This is a genomic window from Streptomyces sp. NPDC058045, assembly GCF_042885635.1.
Lineage (GTDB): Bacteria > Actinomycetota > Actinomycetes > Streptomycetales > Streptomycetaceae > Streptomyces.
Genome location: NZ_JBHVRR010000055.1, coordinates 1 through 13749 on the forward strand (window position 1 = coordinate 1; position 13749 = coordinate 13749).

A 13749-nucleotide genomic window follows, 5' to 3' on the forward strand; every position below is an offset into this window, starting at 1 on the left:
CATCGCGATCCAACGTCAGATCACCGGCGAAATGCCGATCCCCCGTCGCATCCGGCACATACTTCACAGTGACAACGATCCTCAAGCTCACGCCGGCTCTCCTACTGCATCGACTGTTCCGGGCTGCCTTCTCGCAGGCAGCATAGGCGCCTGAAGCGGCGGATCCCGGTCGGGACGTAGCCACTCACCGACCGAAATATTACTCGCCAGTACACCCAACTTCGGGGCCGGTCGGCAAGCGGTACAGAGTGTGAGCTGCACAACGCTCCGTAACCGGTACGGCAGCTTCCGCCGGGCCAGTCAGTCGCGCAGTGCCGTGAAGGCGCCGCGGTGGTAGAGGAGGGGGCGGGTGTCGGGGACGGTGTCTCCGGTGACGGCCTCGGCGAGGACGATGCGGTGGTCGCCGGCGGGCACCCGGGCGATGATCCGGCAGACCATCCAGGCCAGTACGCCGTCCAGCAGCGGGACGCCCTCGGGGCCGGGGCGCCAGGCGGTGGCGGGGCCGAAGCGGTCGGCGCCGCTGCGGGCGAAGCGGGCGCCCACCTCCTGCTGATCCTCGGCGAGCAGATGGACGCCGACATGGGTGGCACGGGAGACGGCCGGCCAACTGGAACCGACGGTGGCTATCCCGAAGGACACCACGGGCGGTTCGGCGGAGACCGAGGTCAGGGAGTTGGCGGTGAATCCGGCGGGGCGCTCGCCGGGCGCGGTGATCACGGCGACGGTGGTGGCGTGCTGCCGGAAGACGGAGCGCAGCAGCTCGGGCGAGGCGGGACGGGAGGCGGCGGGGGTGGCGACGTCGGGGAGGGCCATGTGGTCGTCCTTCTGCCGGGCGGGGCGGATCACTGCGGGTACCGGGGTCAGAGGGCCGCGCCGAGGGCGGCGAGTACCTCGGCGCGCCTGGGCTGCCCGCCGGCACGGCGCACGATACGGCCGTCGGCGTCGAGCACCAGCACGGTGGGGGTGGCGCGGATGTCCAGGGCGCGGACCAGGCCGAGCCGGGCCTCCGCGTCGATCTCCACATGGGCCACCCCGGGGACCAGTGCGGCGGTGTCGGCGAGGATGCGGCGGGTGGCGCGGCAGGGCTGGCAGAAGGCGGTGGAGAACTGGACGAGGGTGGCGCGTTCACCGAGCGGCTGCCCCAACTCGGCGGCGCCCAGGGAGGTTTGGCCGCCGCCCGGGTCGGTGGCGGTGGGGTCGGTGTCCGGCTGCGGGCCGGTCGGTTCCGCGGTGCGATGCGGCGGTGCCGGGTCGTGTCGGCGCACCCTGTCTCTCCCGTCTCGGTGGTCTGGTTCCGGCCTCTGCCGAGTGCAGCACCATGACGGCCCGAAAGATTCCACCCGGTCCGGTACGTGACGAGGATCTCGCGCCGCCCGGGCACCAGGGCTGGCCAGTGGCTCGTTCTTGGGGCACGATCTGCGCTAGCCCGTATTACCTACGGCTGCGTAACTTCCGCCGGGAGGACCCTCCCCCGGGCAGAGAGAAGGGGCCCGCCTCCTCCATGGCCGAGCTTGTCTACCGACCTGTCATCGGATTCGCGCGCACCATGTTCAAGGCGCTCGACATCAAGATCGAGTGTCTGGGCGCACAGAACATCCCCCGGAGCGGGGGCGCGGTGCTGGTGAGCAATCACATCAGCTATCTGGACTTCGTCTTCAACGGTCTGGCGGCGCGGCCGCAGAAGCGGCTGGTGCGCTTCATGGCGAAGGAGGCGGTCTTCCGGCACCGCGTCTCGGGGCCGCTGATGCGCGGTATGAAGCACATCCCGGTGGACCGCGCCCGGGGCGAGGCCGCGTACGAACATGCGTTGCGGGCGTTGCGGTCCGGTGAGGTGGTGGGTGTCTTCCCGGAGGCGACGATCTCCACCTCGTTCACCCTGAAGGGCTTCAAGACGGGGGCGGCTCGGCTGGCGCAGGAGGCGGGGGTGCCGATGGTGCCGATGGCGCTGTGGGGCACCCAGCGGCTGTGGACGAAGGGCCAGCCGCGGAATCTTCGGCGCAGCCATCTGCCGGTGACGATGGCGGTCGGCGAGCCGGTGGAGGCCCCGCGGGACCAGTACGCGGGGGCGATCAGCCGGCGGCTGCGGGAGAGGGTGCAGGAGCTGCTGGAGTCGGCGCAACGGGCGTATCCGGTACGGGCGCAGGAGGCGGAGGGCGCCTGGTGGCAGCCGGCCCATCTGGGCGGTTCGGCTCCGGCGCCTGCGTAGGGATCCCCGAACTTCGGCCCGATGGGGGGGACGTTGGGGCCTGTGACGGTAACAGGCCCCACGGCGCGCGGAGTTGCCCGGTGGCCTCAGCGGGCCAGTTCCTCCTTGAGGGCGGCGAGGAAGCCGTCCACGTCGTCCTCGGTGGTGTCGAAGGAGCACATCCAGCGGACGTCGCCGGCCTGTTCGTCCCAGAAGTAGAAGCGGTAGCGCTGCTGGAGGCGTTCGGAGACGTCGTGCGGGAGCCGGGCGAAGACCGCGTTGGCCTGTACCGGGTGGAGGATCTCCACGCCGTGCACCGAGCGCACCCCCTCCGCGAGGCGCTGCGCCATCTCGTTGGCGTGCCGGGCGTTGCGCAGCCACAGGTCCTTGGCGAGCAGCGCCTCCAACTGCACGGAGACGAAACGCATCTTGGAGGCGAGCTGCATGGACAGCTTGCGCAGATGCTTCATCCGCCGCACCGCGTCCGGGTCGAGGACGACCACGGCCTCCCCGAAGAGGGCGCCGTTCTTGGTCCCGCCGAAGGACAGCACATCCACCCCGACCGCGTTGGTGAAGGTGCGCATCGGCACATCGAGGGAGGCGGCCGCGTTGGCTATCCGGGCGCCGTCGAGGTGGACCCGCATCCCGTGGGCGTGGGCGTGCTCGCAGATCGCGCGGATCTCCTCGGGCGTGTAGACGGTGCCCAGTTCGGTGTTCTGCGCGAGGGAGACGACCTGCGGCATGGCGCGGTGCTCGTCGTCCCAGCCGTAGGCCTCGCGGTCGATCAGCTCGGGGGTGAGCTTGCCGTCGGGGGTGGGGACGGTGAGCAGTTTGAGGCCGCCGACGCGTTCCGGGGCGCCGCACTCGTCGACGTGGATATGGGCGCTGTCGGCGCAGATGACGGCGCCCCACCGGTCGGTGAGGGCCTGGAGGGCGACGACGTTGGCGCCGGTGCCGTTGAAGACGGGGAACGCCTCGGCGTTCGCCCCGAAGTGGCTGCGGATCACCTGCTGGAGGTGGGCGGTGTAGTCGTCCTCGCCGTAGGCGGTCTGGTGGCCGCCGTTGGCGAGGGCGAGGGCCGCGAGCACCTCCGGGTGGGCGCCGGCGTAGTTGTCGCTGGCGAAGCCGCGGACGGTCGGGTCGTGGTGGCGCCTCGCGTCGGACTTGGGCGGGTTCACGGCTTCTCGGTCAGCCACAGGCGGTTTCCGTTCACTTCCCGGGCGGGCCGGTCCCAGACTCCGGCGATGGCGTCGGCCAGCTCCTTGACGTCGGTGAAGCCCGCGAACTTGGCTTGGGGGCGCTCGGCCCGCATCGCGTCGTGCACCAGCGCCTTCACCACCAGGATGGCAGCCGCCGCGGCGGGCCCGTCCTCGCCCCCCGACTTGCGGAACTGGTCGCCCATGGCCAGCGTCCACGCCTCGGCGGCGGCCTTCGCGGCGGCGTAGGCCGCGTTGCCCGCGGTGGGCTTGCTGGCGCCGGCGGCGCTGATCAGCAGATAGCGGCCGCGGTCGCTGCGCATCAGGCCCTCGTGGAAGGCGAGCGAGGTGTTCTGCACGGTGCGGACGAGGAGCTTCTCCAGCAGGTCCCAGTCGGCCAGGTCGGTCTTGGTGAAGGAGGGGCCGCCGCGCCAGCCGCCGACCAGGTGCACCAGCCCGTCGACCCGCCCGAAGTCCTTCTCCACCCGCTCCGCCCAGGCCCGGGTGGCGCCCAGGTCGAGCAGGTCGACGGTGTCCCCGACGACGGTGGCGCCGCCGTGTGCGTCCTGCGCCGCGGACACCGCTTCGGCCAGGCGCTCCGGGTCGGCGTCCGCTCCGACCACGGTCGCACCGGCGTCCGCCAGCTTGAGCAGGGTGGCCCGCCCGGCGGGGCCCGCGGCTCCCGCGACCGCCACCACCGCACCGTCGAGGGTCCCGCTGCTGCCGTTCATCGTCGTCTTCTCCCCTTCGTCGGACTTCTCGTCGGACTTCGTCCGACTTCGCTCCAGGTATGCCGCCGTGCTCAGGCCGCGGTCTGCTCGGCGTCCGCCGCGGTGATGCCCTTGGTGGACGCGATCACGTTCCTGAGCTTCTTGCGGAGCGCCTCGTAGAACATGCTGAGCGGAAACTCGTCCGGAAGCACGTCGTCCACGAGTTTCCGCGGCGGCAGGCTCAGGTCGAGGGCGTCGGGGCCCTTGGCCCAGCGGGAGCCGGGGTGCGGGGAGAGGTAGGTGGCGACGAGTTCGTAGCCGGCCAGCCAGTGGACCAGCTTGGGGCGGTCGATGCCGTCACGGTAGAGCTGCTCGATCTCGCCGCAGAGGTCGTTGGTGACCTGCGGGGCGCGGTCCCAGTCGATGTGCAGCTTGTTGTCGGTCCAGCGGACCACCTCGTGCCGGTGCAGATAGGCGAAGAGGAGCTGGCCGCCGAGGCCGTCGTAGTTGCGGACGCGCTCACCGCTGACGGGGAAGCGGAACATCCGATCGAAGAGGACGGCGTACTGGACGTCGCGGCCCTGCGGGTGGCCTTCCCCGGCGAGCTTCACGGCCTCGCGGAAGGCGGTGAGGTCGCAGCGCAGCTCCTCCAGGCCGTACATCCAGAACGGCTGGCGCTGCTTGATCATGAACGGGTCGAAGGGCAGGTCGCCGTGGCTGTGGGTGCGGTCGTGGACCATGTCCCAGAGGACGAACGCCTGCTGGCAGCGGTCCTGGTCGCTGATCATCTCCCGGACGTCCTCGGGGAGTTCGAGGCCGAGGATGTCCACGGCGGACTCGGTGACCCGGCGGAAGCGGGCCGCCTCCCGGTCGCAGAAGATGCCGCCCCAGTCGAAGCGCGCCGGTGCCTCGCGCACCGCGATCGTCTCCGGGAAGAGCACCGCGGAGTTGGTGTCGTAGCCGGCGGTGAAGTCCTCGAAGGTGATGCCGCAGAAGAGGGGGTTGTCGTAGCGGGTGCGCTCCAGCTCGGCGAGCCAGTCGGGCCAGACCATGCGCAGGACGACGGCTTCCAGATTGCGGTCCGGGTTGCCGTTCTGCGTGTACATGGGGAAGACGACCAGGTGCTGGAGGCCGTCCCGGCGGTGTGCCGCGGGCTGGAAGGCGAGCAGCGAGTCCAGGAAGTCCGGTACGGCGAAGCCGCCTTCGGCCCAGGCCCGCAGATCGGCGGCGAGCGCCTGGTGGTACGCGGCGTCGTGCGGCAGCAGCGGGGCCAGTTCGCGGAGGGCGGCTATGACGCGGTCGACCGCCTCGGCGGCGGCGGCCTGCTCCGGGGCGCCCTCGGCGGTGAAGTCGATCGAGCCGTCCTTCTCCTGCCAGGGCCGGATCGTCTCGACGGCTTCCTTGAGCCGGGGCCACGCCGGGTGCTCCACCACACGCTGGGCGGAAGATGCCTGCTCCTCCACCGCGACCTGCTCAAGAATTTCCGTCATGACCCAACCTCCACGGGAGATCCTCTCGTGTGCTTGCAGGGACACCGTAGGCAGGCGGGCCCGTCACCCACAAGTGGGTCTTCCGGAAATCCTCCCGCCTCATGCCACTCTCGCAGGCGTTTTTCCGGTCGAGGCCGGGATAAACCTGCCACTTCTGCCGTCGCGGCGGGAAAGGCCGGGTGGACGGCGGGTGGGATCCGGAGCGCCGCGGGTCAACCCGCGGCCGGAAACCGGCCCCGTGCGGGGTGAGATCCCCACCGGTCCGCGTCGGACGGGGTCCCTCCCCGCCGGGTGCCGCTAGGCTGCGGGCCGCCCCGGGTGGGCATACCTCCATCAATCCCGCCACGGGGGACGCACCCTCCGCGCGGGACCCGAGCCGCCGTCGACGGAAGCGAGTCCACAGTGAACTTCCTCACCATCGGTCATCGCGGAATCATGGGCGTGGAACCGGAGAACACCCTGCGCTCCTTCATCGCCGCCGAGCGCGCCGGCCTCGACCTCATCGAGCTGGACCTGCATCTGAGCAAGGACGGCGCGCTCGTCGTCATGCACGACGCCGACGTGGACCGCACGACCGACGGCAAGGGACCGATCGCCGAGAAGACCCTCGCCGAGATCCAGGCCCTGGACGCCGGCCTCGGCGAGCGCGTCCCGGTCTTCGAGGAGGTGCTGGACGCGGTACGGACGCCGTTGCAGGCCGAGATCAAGGACGTGGCGGCGGCCCGCGCCCTCGCCGATGTGCTGGTGCGGCGGGACGTGGTGGCACGAGTGGAGGTGCTGTCCTTCCACGACGAGGCGCTGGCCGAGATCGGCCGCCTGGTGCCGGACGCCCACACCTCGCTGGTGGCGCAGTACTACGGCGCCGAGGTGGTGGAGCGGGCCACGGCGGTCGGCGCGCAGGGCCTCGTACTGGACATCCGGCGGCTCACCCTGGAGACCGTCGGGAAGGCGCACGCGGCCGGGCTGCGGGTCATCGGCTGGGTGGTGAACACCCAGGAGCAACTGCGGCTGGTGCGGGCGCTGGAGCTGGACGGGGCCACCACCGACTACCCGGCGATCAAGCGCACCGGCCGCTTCACCGCCTGAGCCGCGCCGCGCGCCCGGTCGCGGCCGGGCGCGCCGCCCCTCAGCCCAGCGGCTTGACCAGCAACTCGAACTCCAGGTCCGGGCGCTGCGGCACACCGAACCGCTCGTCGCCGTAGGGGAACGGGGTCATGGTGCCGGTGCGGCGGTAACCGCGGCGCTCGTACCAGGCGATGAGGTCCTCGCGTACCGAGATCACCGTCATCTGCATCTCGCGGGCGCCCCACTGCTCGCGGGCGGTGTGCTCGGCGCGGGCGATGATCGTCTTGCCGAGGCCGGAGCCCTGGAGTTCGGGGCGGACCGCGAACATGCCGAAGTAGGCGTGCTCACCGCGCCGTTCGAGCTGGCAGCAGGCCACCAGGCGGCCGTCCTGCTCCACGGCGAGCAGGGTGCCGTCCGGGTTGTCGATGACCTCGAGCACCCCGTCCGGGTCGATGCGCTGCCCGGCCAGGATGTCCGCCTCGGTGGTCCAGCCGGTCCGGCTGGAGTCGCCGCGGTAGGCCGACTCGATGAGCGCGACCAGATCGTCCACGTCGTGCGGGGCCGCGTCACGGAAGGCGAGTTCGCCGGGGGCGGGGCGGGAAGCGGTGTCCATCAGGGTGCCTCTCCATCGTCTGCGCTCCGCGTCCACTCGGCGCGGCGCGGCCTCCGGGGAGCCTAATACGGCCGATACGGTGCCCCGCATGGTGCACGTACTGAGCAGCCGGACCCTGTTGCGCCCCACCGACCCCGAGCGGTCCCGCCGCTTCTACGGCGAGCAGTTGGGGCTGGCCGTGTACCGGGTGTTCGGCACCGGTACGGAACGGGGCACCGTCTACTTCCTCGGCGGCGGCTTCCTGGAGCTGTCCGGCCGGTCCGGCATTCCGCCGAGCCCCGCCACCGCCCTCTGGCTCCAGGTCCCGGACGCCGAGGAGGCCCACCGGGAGCTGCGGGAGCGGGGCGTCGAGGTACTGCGGGAGCCGCGGCGGGAGCCCTGGGGGCTGGTCGAGATGTGGGTGACCGACCCGGACGGCCTGCGTATCGCCCTCGTCGAGGTGCCGTCGGACCATCCGCTGCGGTACCGGCCGTAGCGGCCACCGCCTGCCGTACGGGCGCGGTGGTGTGCGCCCTCGCGTGCTCCCCGCGTACCTCTCTGCGCCGCCCACCGCCCGCGTGCCCGGGACAGGGCACGGGCATGACTCTCCCGTCCGCCGCCGGGCGCGGGCACGGGAGGGGTGGCAGCGGTGCGGGTACCGGGGGCGGCGGCCTGGCTGCTGGTGGCGCTCTGTGCGGCGAGCGGGGCGTACTGCCTGCTGCGGATGCGGAGCGGGGTGGCGGCGCAGCGCCGCAGTGCCGGGGGTGAGGCGCTGATGGGGTTCGGGATGGCCGCGATGGCGCTGCCCGCCGCGGTGCTCGCCCCGCCGGTCTGGGCCTGGCCGGCGGCCGCGGTGGTCTTCGGTGCGGTGACCCTGCGCGCCGCCTGGTCCGCCCGGCACGACCGGCACCATCTGCACCACGCGGTGGGCTCCGCCGCGATGGTGTACATGGCCCTGGCGATGACCGGGCCGGGCGGGCACGGCGCCCCTGGCACACCGATGCCCGGGATGGCACACACCGGGTCCGGGCCGCCCGTCCTCACCGGTCTGCTGCTCCTCTACTTCGCCGCCCACGCCCTGTGGTCCGGCGCCCGCCTCGTCCCGCTCACCGCACCGGCCGGCGCCCCCGCCCCCACCGCCTGGACCGACCGCCCGGAACTCGCCCACGCCTGCCGCCTCTCCATGAGCATCGCCATGCTCGCCATGCTCCTCACCCTGTGAACACCCGCAGCGGACAAGGACGTTGCCCGACAAGGGGCGCGGGGAACTGCGCGGGCCAACCACCGACCACCCGCACCCGATTCCACCGCCGACCCCCGACCCCGCACCCGAGAACCGCCCAGCCAAAGCGGCCAGCGCCCCCGTGGCGTACGTCACTTGGCACCGCGGTCCGTATCCCCCGCCCGGTAGCGCTCATAGGCTGGTCCCATGATGGTCCCCGTGGCACTGCTGCTGCTAGGAGCCCTGACCGCGCTCGCCGCGCCCCGGCTCCTGGCCCGAGCCGACTGGACCGAGCGGGAGCCGGTGGTCGCGCTCTGGGTGTGGCAGTGCGTGGTGGCGGCGGTACTGCTGTGTTGTGCGCTGTCCATGACACTGAGCGCGGCCGCGGCCTGGCTCACCGTCCGCGGGCCCCTCTTCGGACACGCGCCGCGCGCCGTGGTGGAGGCCTACGCCCTGGGTTCGCCCGGTCCCTGGGCGGCCGGTACCGCGGTGGCCCTGGCCCTCGGCGGTCTGTGGACCGCGGCGATGCTCACCCGGGAGATCGTCCGGGCCCGCGCCAGGCGCCGCGACCGCCGGGCCGAACTCCTGGTCCGTGCACCGTTGCTGCCCGGTGAGGATCCGGGTGCCGAGCGGCTGGTGGTGCTGGAGGGGGAGCGTCCGGACGCCTGGCGGCTGCCGGGTCCCGCGGCCCGTTTCGTGATCACCACGGCCGCGCTGCGCCGTCTCAAGGGCCGCCAGTTGGACGCGGTGCTCGCCCATGAGCAGGGCCACGCGCAGGCCCGGCACGACTGGCTGCTGCACTGCTCGGGCGCGCTGGCCACCGGTTTCCCGCAGGTGCCGGTCTTCGCCGCGTTCCGCGACGAGATGCACCGGCTGGTGGAGTTGGCCGCGGACGACATGGCGTCCCGCCGCTTCGGCCGGCTCACCACCGCGCTCGCCCTGGTCGAACTCAACGAGGACCGGGGCGTGTTCGGCCCCTGCCCCACCCCGCAGGCCCAACTGCCGCGGCGGGTGCACCGGTTGCTGGAGCCCCGGCACCGGCTGACCGCCGGACGCAGACTGCGGCTCACCGCGGCCGCCGCCCTGGTGCCGGTGGTCCCGCTGCTGGTCACCTTCGTCCCCGGGCTCCACGCCCTCGGCTGACGCGCCCCGCGCCGCCACTAGCCGCCGGACCCCGTGATCCGGGAGGATCGGCGGGTGCCGTCCACCATCGCCCCGACCCCGCCCGCTCCCCGCACCGGTACCGTGCTGCGCCGCCGGGTGCTGCCGCTCGCCGCCGCGGCCCTGGCGCTGTCGGTGCTGGTGGTGGTCAGATGGGCGCCGCTGATGTCGGCGGACCTCTCCGTCGACCGCGCCTTCCACCGCTGGGCGCTGGCCCATCCCGGCGCCACCCATGTCAACCGGGTGCTCACCGACTGGGTCTGGGACCCGTGGGTCATGCGCCTGCTCGCCGCCCTCGCCGTGCTGTATCTCCTCTTGCGGGGCAGCCGGTGGGACGCGGTGCGGGTCGCGGTGGCGGTGGTCGCGGCGAATCTGCTGCAACAGGGGCTGAAGGCGGCCGTGGGCCGGCCCCGCCCGCACTGGTCCCATCCGGTGGACTCGGCGCACTACGCGGCCTATCCGTCCGGCCACGCGATGACCGCGGCGGTGGTCTGCGGGCTGCTGCTGTGGCTGCTGCGGCGCCGCCTGCCGCACGGCGGCCCGGTCTGGCGGGCCGCACTCGCGGTGGCCGCGATCTCGGTGCTCGGAGTGGGGCTGACCCGGATCTGGCTGGGCGTGCACTGGCCGTCCGATGTACTCGGCGGCTGGCTGCTGGGCGCACTGATCGTCACCGCCACCGCGGCCACCGCCCCACGCGGTCGCTGACCCGGCGCGGCCTGCCCCCACCCTTGAGGCGGTCTGCCGCGCACCCTTGACCTGCCTGTCCGCGGCCGCGAAGGATCGCCGTATGGCGACAGCGCAGGAGCACGGCACGATCAGAAACGTCCTCTTCGACTTCTCCGGCACGCTCTTCCGGATCGAGACCGCCGTCTCCTGGCTGCGGGCCGCCCTCGCCGCCGTGGGCACCGGCCTGCCGGAGGAGGAGCTGCGGGCGACGGCCGCCGCACTGGAACGGGCCGGCGCCCTGCCCGGCGGTCCCCCGCCGGACAGCCTGCCGCCCGCACTCGCCGCGGCCTGGGCGGTACGCGACCGCAGCATCACGGAGCACCGCACCGCCTACACCGCCGCCGCCCGACGGGTCCCCCTCCCCCACCCCGACCTCCACGAGGCGCTGTACGAGCGGCACATGACACCGGAGGCCTGGCTTCCGTACCCGGACGCGGCGGTGGTGCTCGGCGGGCTGCGGCAACACGGCATCCGGGTCGGCGTGGTCAGCAACATCGGCTGGGATCTGCGTCCCGTCTTCCTCGCCCACGGCCTCGACCCGCTGGTCGACACCTACACCCTGTCCTTTGAACACGGGATGCAGAAACCCGAGGCGGGACTCTTCGAGGCGGCCTGTGCGACGCTGGGGGCGGAGCCGGCGACGACCCTGATGGTGGGCGACGACCGGCGGGCCGACGGTGGCGCCGCGGCGCTGGGCTGCGCGGTGCACTTCGTCGATCCGCTGCCCGTCGCCGAGCGTCCCGCGGGACTGCTGCCGGTGCTGGACCGGGCGGTGGGCGGCGCTCACTGACGGCGGCGGAACGGTGTGGCTGCCCGATCCGCATGGACGATCCCCCGCGTCGCCCATGCGGTTCGGGCCAAGCGCACAAGAAGCCCCAAAGGGGTTCTTCCGCTGCTGCGCTGAGTATATTGGTCATCAGCCAGTCAACGCCAGGAGTACAGGATGTCCCCTCGAAGCGCATCGGTCAATGAAGAGTTGCGCCGACGTTCCCGCGAGCGCCTGCTCCAGGCCGCGCTGGAACTTGCCGACGAGCGCGGATACGAGTCGACGACCCTCGCCGGCATCGCGGACCGCGCCGGTTCCGCCCGCGGACTGGTCTCGTACTACTTCACCGGCAAGCGGCAACTGCTCCAGTCCGCGGTGCACCGCCTGATGCACCGGACGCTGGAGGAGGGGCTGGAGCAGGAGCCGCGCACCGACGACGGGCGGGAGCGGATGGCGCGGGCCATCGACGCGATCCTGGGGCTCGCGGAGGAGCGCCCGGTCCTGATGCGGACGCATATGGCCGGCATCCTCCAGGCCGAGGGCTTCGTCCGCTGCCCCGAGCAGCAGCGGCTGGCGGAACTGCTGCGCGAGTGCGTGGAACGCTACGGCTCCACCGACCCGGAGCGCGACTACCCGCTGCTGCGGGCCCAGTTGATGGGCGCGGTGTACGCGGCGCTGCTGCCGGGGGCGCCGCTGCCGGTGGACCTGCTGCGGGCCGAGATGTTCCACCGGTACGGGCTGGATCTGGAGTCGGGTCTGGGTGCCGCCCGGCGGCAGGCCTCGGCCGGTGACCTGGGCCGGTTCTTCGACTGCGGCGCCCACCCGCTGCCCGCGCCCCGGAACGAGGCGGCGGCGCAGGACGACTGAGCCCGGTCTACCGGCGGGCCGCCCCGCCCCCGGCTTCGCCCAGCCGGTCGGACTGGCGGTCGGCGGCGTCCAGGATCCGTTGCAGCAGGCCGGGGAAGAGCGCGTCCAGGTCGTCCCGGCGCAGCCCGTTCAGCTTGGCGGTGCCGCGGTAGCTCTGCCGCAGCACCCCGCTCTCCCGCAGCACCCTGAAGTGGTGCGTGGTGGTGGACTTGGTGACCGGCAGCTCGATCTGCGAGCAGGACAACTCCCCGCCGCAGCCCGCCAGTTCACGTACCACGCGCAGCCGCATCGGATCCGCGAGGGCGTGCAGCACGGCCTCCAGTCGGATCTCGTCACGCGCCGGGTGCGCGAGGGTGCGGCCGGCGGGGGCTGCGGTGGTCACGGCGGCTCCACTTCGTACGGCGGACGGCCGGGCTCACGGCCGGTCCTGACGCCCCCATGGTACGAGAGGTCCCGTACGGGGCCAGGGGCCGGACCGGCCGCGCGCGGGCGGGTCAGAGAGCGCGGTGGTACGGGTGCGGTGTGCGTACCGCGCCGCCGAGTTCGCGTGCGGCGCGCAGGGCGAAGTAGGGATCACGCAGCAGTTCGCGGCCGAGCAGCACCGCGTCGGCGCGGCCCTCCGCGAGGATCTTCTCGGCCTGCTGCGGTTCGGTGATCAGTCCGACGGCGCCGACCGGCAGCGGGGTCTCGCGGCGGACGCGCTCGGCGAACGGCACCTGGTAGCCGGGTCCGTCGGTGATCTTCGCGTCGGGTGTGATCCCGCCGGAGGAGGTGTCGAGCAGGTCGACGCCGTGCGCGTGGAGTTCGCGGGCGAGGCGGACGGTCTCATCGGCGGTCCAGCCGGTGCGCCCGTCCTGCGGGTTCTCGGTGAGCCAGTCGGTGGCGGAGATCCGGAAGAACACGGGGAGTTCCTCGGGCCACTCGGCGCGCACCGCGTCGACCACCTCCAGGGCGAAGCGCACCCGGTTCTCGTAGGAGCCGCCGTAGGCGTCGGTGCGGTGGTTGCTGTGCGGGGAGAGGAACTGGTGGATCAGATAACCGTGCGCCCCGTGCACCTCGGCCACCTCGAAGCCGGCCTGCCGGGCACGGCGCGCGGTGGCGGCGAACTCCTCGACGACACGGGTGATTTGACCGGTCGTCAACTCGTCCGGGGTGGCGCTGCCCCCGTCGAAGGGGACGGCGCTGGGGGCGACCGGCTGCCAGCCGTGGCCCTCGCCGGGCGGGATGGCGGCACCGCGGTCCACCCAGGTCCGCTCGGTCGACGCCTTCCGCCCGGCGTGCGCGATCTGGATTCCGGGCACCGTGCCCTGGCTCTTCAGGAAGGCGGTGATCCGGCGGAAGGCCTCGGTCTGGGTGTCGTTCCAGAGGCCGAGGTCGTAGGGGCTGATCCGGCCCTCGGGGCTGACGGCGGTGGCCTCGGTGAGGATGAGTCCGGTGCCGCCGGTGGCGCGGGCCGCGAGGTGGCTGAGGTGCCAGTCGTTCGGAGCCCCGAGCCCTGGCCCGTCGGGAGCGGCGCTGTACTGGCACATCGGGGCCATCCACAGCCGGTTGGGGATGGTCAGCGAGCGCAGGTCGAGGGGGTCGAGGAGAAGGCTCACGGGGACTCCGTTTCCGGATCGGCACCCACCGGGCGGGCGCATGGTCACACGGCGGCGCGGCACCCTCGGGCACCACGCCGTTAGTACGAGAAGCACCGTACTACGAAGTTGGCCGTACTACGAAACCCATCAAACAAAGAGCTTCGCGGACGGGGCTGGGCTGGAGGCGGG

Annotated in this window: 15 protein-coding genes and 2 pseudogenes; 8 read left to right on the forward strand and 9 right to left on the reverse strand. The window is 72.7% G+C overall.

Annotation, left to right across the window (positions count from 1 at the left end; genetic code table 11):
- From ACFVST_RS24940 to ACFVST_RS24950, 3 genes and pseudogenes are all read right to left on the reverse strand, one after another.
- A pseudogene (locus ACFVST_RS24940) lies at positions 1 to 91 on the reverse strand (electron transfer flavoprotein subunit beta); the annotation flags it as partial.
- Positions 92 to 300: 209 nt separating this feature from the next.
- Positions 301 to 813 (reverse strand): flavin reductase family protein, encoded by a 513-nt coding sequence (locus ACFVST_RS24945; protein WP_390155809.1) that lies wholly within the window; start codon positions 811 to 813, stop codon positions 301 to 303.
- Between the two features lie 110 nt (positions 814 to 923).
- A pseudogene (locus tag ACFVST_RS24950) lies at positions 924 to 1076 on the reverse strand (thioredoxin); the annotation flags it as partial.
- A 425-nt stretch (positions 1077 to 1501) separates the two neighbouring features.
- On the opposite strand from ACFVST_RS24950, the gene ACFVST_RS24955 reads away from it, so the two are divergent.
- Positions 1502 to 2206 (forward strand): lysophospholipid acyltransferase family protein, encoded by a 705-nt coding sequence (locus ACFVST_RS24955; protein ID WP_390155810.1) that lies wholly within the window; start codon positions 1502 to 1504, stop codon positions 2204 to 2206.
- An 86-nt stretch (positions 2207 to 2292) separates the two neighbouring features.
- Here ACFVST_RS24955 and ACFVST_RS24960 read toward each other — a convergent pair whose 3' ends face one another.
- From ACFVST_RS24960 to ACFVST_RS24970, 3 genes are all read right to left on the reverse strand, one after another.
- On the reverse strand, positions 2293 to 3363 hold the full coding sequence (locus ACFVST_RS24960) for a threonine aldolase family protein (protein ID WP_390155835.1): 1071 nt from the start codon (positions 3361 to 3363) through the stop codon (positions 2293 to 2295).
- Positions 3360 to 4112 (reverse strand): SDR family NAD(P)-dependent oxidoreductase, encoded by a 753-nt coding sequence (locus ACFVST_RS24965; protein ID WP_390155811.1) that lies wholly within the window; start codon positions 4110 to 4112, stop codon positions 3360 to 3362. Before ACFVST_RS24965 ends, ACFVST_RS24960 begins: the two co-directional genes overlap by 4 nt.
- A gap of 71 nt (positions 4113 to 4183) precedes the next feature.
- Positions 4184 to 5581: a DUF6421 family protein gene (locus tag ACFVST_RS24970; RefSeq protein WP_390155812.1), complete on the reverse strand. Its 1398-nt coding sequence runs from the start codon at positions 5579 to 5581 to the stop codon at positions 4184 to 4186.
- Positions 5582 to 5983: 402 nt separating this feature from the next.
- On the opposite strand from ACFVST_RS24970, the gene ACFVST_RS24975 reads away from it, so the two are divergent.
- Positions 5984 to 6667 (forward strand): glycerophosphodiester phosphodiesterase, encoded by a 684-nt coding sequence (locus ACFVST_RS24975; protein WP_390155813.1) that lies wholly within the window; start codon positions 5984 to 5986, stop codon positions 6665 to 6667.
- Positions 6668 to 6707: 40 nt separating this feature from the next.
- Here the strand turns inward: ACFVST_RS24975 and ACFVST_RS24980 are convergent, their stop codons facing one another.
- Positions 6708 to 7259, reverse strand: coding sequence for a GNAT family N-acetyltransferase (locus tag ACFVST_RS24980; RefSeq protein ID WP_390155814.1), 552 nt, complete (start codon positions 7257 to 7259; stop codon positions 6708 to 6710).
- An 88-nt stretch (positions 7260 to 7347) separates the two neighbouring features.
- On the opposite strand from ACFVST_RS24980, the gene ACFVST_RS24985 reads away from it, so the two are divergent.
- The 6 genes from ACFVST_RS24985 (at position 7348) to ACFVST_RS25010 (ending at position 11980) form a co-directional block, all read left to right on the forward strand.
- Positions 7348 to 7734 carry a VOC family protein gene (locus tag ACFVST_RS24985; RefSeq protein ID WP_390155815.1) on the forward strand — a complete coding sequence of 129 codons (387 nt, stop codon included), beginning with the start codon at positions 7348 to 7350 and terminating at the stop codon, positions 7732 to 7734.
- A gap of 153 nt (positions 7735 to 7887) precedes the next feature.
- Entirely contained in the window at positions 7888 to 8460 is a 573-nt protein-coding gene (locus tag ACFVST_RS24990) for a DUF5134 domain-containing protein (RefSeq protein ID WP_390155836.1), read from the forward strand.
- Positions 8461 to 8667: 207 nt separating this feature from the next.
- On the forward strand, positions 8668 to 9603 hold the full coding sequence (locus ACFVST_RS24995) for a M56 family metallopeptidase (RefSeq protein ID WP_390155816.1): 936 nt from the start codon (positions 8668 to 8670) through the stop codon (positions 9601 to 9603).
- A 54-nt stretch (positions 9604 to 9657) separates the two neighbouring features.
- Positions 9658 to 10326, forward strand: coding sequence for a phosphatase PAP2 family protein (locus ACFVST_RS25000; protein ID WP_390155817.1), 669 nt, complete (start codon positions 9658 to 9660; stop codon positions 10324 to 10326).
- Between the two features lie 82 nt (positions 10327 to 10408).
- Positions 10409 to 11137 carry an HAD family hydrolase gene (locus ACFVST_RS25005; RefSeq protein ID WP_390155818.1) on the forward strand — a complete coding sequence of 243 codons (729 nt, stop codon included), beginning with the start codon at positions 10409 to 10411 and terminating at the stop codon, positions 11135 to 11137.
- A 153-nt stretch (positions 11138 to 11290) separates the two neighbouring features.
- Positions 11291 to 11980 carry a TetR/AcrR family transcriptional regulator gene (locus tag ACFVST_RS25010; protein WP_390155819.1) on the forward strand — a complete coding sequence of 230 codons (690 nt, stop codon included), beginning with the start codon at positions 11291 to 11293 and terminating at the stop codon, positions 11978 to 11980.
- A gap of 7 nt (positions 11981 to 11987) precedes the next feature.
- Here ACFVST_RS25010 and ACFVST_RS25015 read toward each other — a convergent pair whose 3' ends face one another.
- Both ACFVST_RS25015 and ACFVST_RS25020 read right to left on the reverse strand, forming a co-directional pair.
- On the reverse strand, positions 11988 to 12362 hold the full coding sequence (locus ACFVST_RS25015) for an ArsR/SmtB family transcription factor (protein ID WP_390155820.1): 375 nt from the start codon (positions 12360 to 12362) through the stop codon (positions 11988 to 11990).
- A 112-nt stretch (positions 12363 to 12474) separates the two neighbouring features.
- The gene (locus ACFVST_RS25020; RefSeq protein WP_390155821.1) at positions 12475 to 13578 is read right to left on the reverse strand and encodes an NADH:flavin oxidoreductase/NADH oxidase; all 1104 of its coding nucleotides are present in this window, start codon (positions 13576 to 13578) and stop codon (positions 12475 to 12477) included.
- Positions 13579 to 13749 lie beyond the last annotated feature (171 nt).